The 2,040-nt window shown below is 74.6% G+C and carries 3 protein-coding genes and 1 pseudogene; 2 read left to right on the top strand and 2 right to left on the bottom strand.

Features of this window, described 5'->3' with window-relative positions; all coding sequences use genetic code 11:
- Together AB8Z36_RS39020 and AB8Z36_RS39015 are read left to right on the top strand one after the other, a co-directional pair.
- Window positions 1-218: DUF4177 domain-containing protein (locus AB8Z36_RS39020; RefSeq protein WP_369218103.1), on the top strand; the 218-nt coding region annotated here is incomplete at its 5' end.
- A gap of 72 nt (window positions 219-290) precedes the next feature.
- Entirely contained in the window at window positions 291-1,157 is an 867-nt protein-coding gene (locus tag AB8Z36_RS39015) for a GNAT family N-acetyltransferase (RefSeq protein WP_369218102.1), read from the top strand.
- A gap of 6 nt (window positions 1,158-1,163) precedes the next feature.
- On the opposite strand, the gene AB8Z36_RS39010 is transcribed toward AB8Z36_RS39015, so the two are convergent.
- On the bottom strand, window positions 1,164-1,628 hold the full coding sequence (locus AB8Z36_RS39010; RefSeq protein ID WP_369218101.1) for a DinB family protein: 465 nt from the start codon (window positions 1,626-1,628) through the stop codon (window positions 1,164-1,166).
- Window positions 1,625-2,040 (bottom strand): annotated as a pseudogene (locus AB8Z36_RS39005) (SAM-dependent methyltransferase); the annotation flags it as partial. The pseudogene AB8Z36_RS39005 and the gene AB8Z36_RS39010, both read right to left, overlap by 4 nt.

The following is a 2,040-nucleotide window of genomic DNA, read 5'->3' as shown; positions in this document are numbered from 1 at the left end:
CCAAGGAGAACCGAGCCATGACCACCACCCAGTGGGAACACAAGGTCCTGACCTACAAGCTCCGCATGAAGGGCTTCGACTACGCCCAGATGGAACAAGACCTGAACGAACTGGGCCGGGCGGGCTGGGAGGCTCTGAGCACCATCGCCCCCAGCTACGGCGCGGGCCAGGCCACCGAGGTCGTCGTCCTTCTGAAGCGGGCTGGCACGACGGCCTGACCGCAGCCCGCCCGGCCGGAGCCCGGGGGAATTCGGATGCGGACCGCCGCCCGTGTGGTGTCTGATCGGCGGATGGCGATCGTGTTGCACAGACCCGGGGTCAGCGAGCTGGACGAGGCCGTGGAGGCGCTGCGGGGGTGGCAGTACGAGGGGGCGCCGACGCAGCTCCACCCGGGTGACCTGGGGTGGTACTGGCGGTTCGGCGCGGCGGAGACCGCGGCGGCGGTCCGCATCTGGCGCGGGGACGGACGGATTCTCGCCGTGGGCCTGCTCGACGGACCCCGGCTCCTCCGGCTGGCCATCGCCCCGGAGGCCCGGCCGGACGAGGAACTGGCCCGGCGGCTGGTCGCGGACGTGGCCGCGCCGGAGCGCGGCGTACTGCCCGCGGGGCAGGCGAACATCGAGGCTCCGCGTGATGTCGTCCTCCAGGATCTGCTGGCCGCGGCGGGCTGGGAGGCCGACGAGCCGTGGACGCCGCTGCGCCGCGACCTCACGGAGCCGGTCGAGGACTCCGGCCTGCGTGTCGAGGTGGCGGGGCCGGAGCGTGCGCGGGTGCGGGCCGCCGTGCAGCGGGCGGCGTTCGACGGTTCGGAGTTCTCCGACGCGCACTGGCGCGCGATGGCGGCCGGTCCGGTGTACGCCGACGCCCGGTGTCTGGTCGCCCACGACGACCGGGGCGAGGCGGTGGCGATGGTGACGGTGTGGTCGGCGGGCCCGGGGCGGCCGGGGCTGCTCGAACCCATGGGCGTGCACCGGGAGCACCGCGGTCGCGGCCACGGCAGGGCGATCACCGTCGCCGCGGCGGCCGCACTCCGGGAACTCGGCTCGTCGAGCGCCCTCGTCGCCACCCCGAGCTCCAACGCCGGTGCCGTCGCGACCTACGCGTCGGCGGGCTTCGTGCGGCTTCCTGAGGTGCGGGACCGGTACCGGGGGGCGTAGCACGCGTCACCGTCCGGTCGAGCCGTCGATCCGCTCACGGAGGATGTCGGCGTGCCCGGCGTGCCGGGCGGTCTCCTCGATCATGTGCGCGAGGACCCACCGCATGGCCGGAGCCTGCCCACGGCGTGGCGGGCGCGGGGCGGGAAGCGTCATATCGGGCCAGCCGTCGATGACCTGGTTGGCTCGCGCCACGGCCGTGCGGTAGTCGGCGAGCACGGTGTCGACGGTGTCATCGGCGGACGGCAGCACCGTCGTGTGCCACTGGGCGACGTCCTCGCCGAGGAAGTAGAACCGCTCGACGTACGCCAGATGCTTGAGCAGCCCGAGCAGGCTGGTGCCCGAGGGCACTCCGGCGGTGCGGACCTGTGGCTCCGGTGTGCCCACGACCTTGCGGGCGACCGAGGTGCGCAGGCCGTCGAGGACGCCCCGCAGGGCGGCCTTCTCCTCGGCGCCGGTCCGTGGGCGGCTCATGCGGGCGCCTGGTCCGGGGTCCTGGTGATGAGCAGGACGTTGTCGGTGACGGTGGCGGTCTCGCCCGCCGGTCCCGTGGCGCGGCGCCGCGGCATGTCGGCGCGTACGACGCGATAGTCCGTGGGGTCGAGCGCGAGATCGGCGGCGACCTCGGTGGGGGCCGGGTAGCGGGTGCCGGGGTCCTGGTTCCACGACCAGGGCGCGGTGGAGCCGTGGTCGACGATCAGCAGGAGGCCGCCGGGGCGCAGGGCCCGCGCGGCGGTGCGCAGGATCCGGGCGCGGGCCAGCGGGTACGGGGTGTGGAAGTACTGCGCGGAGACGAGGCCGAACCCACCGGACGGGGCGGACGGGAAGCTCTCGGCCACGTCGTGCCGCTCGGCCGTGACCCGGTCGGCGAGGCCGCGCTCACGGG

This window comes from Streptomyces flavofungini, assembly GCF_041028215.1.
GTDB lineage: Bacteria > Actinomycetota > Actinomycetes > Streptomycetales > Streptomycetaceae > Streptomyces > Streptomyces flavofungini_B.
Note: the sequence above shows the minus strand (reverse complement) of the source record. Positions and strands in the feature narration are given on the sequence as shown.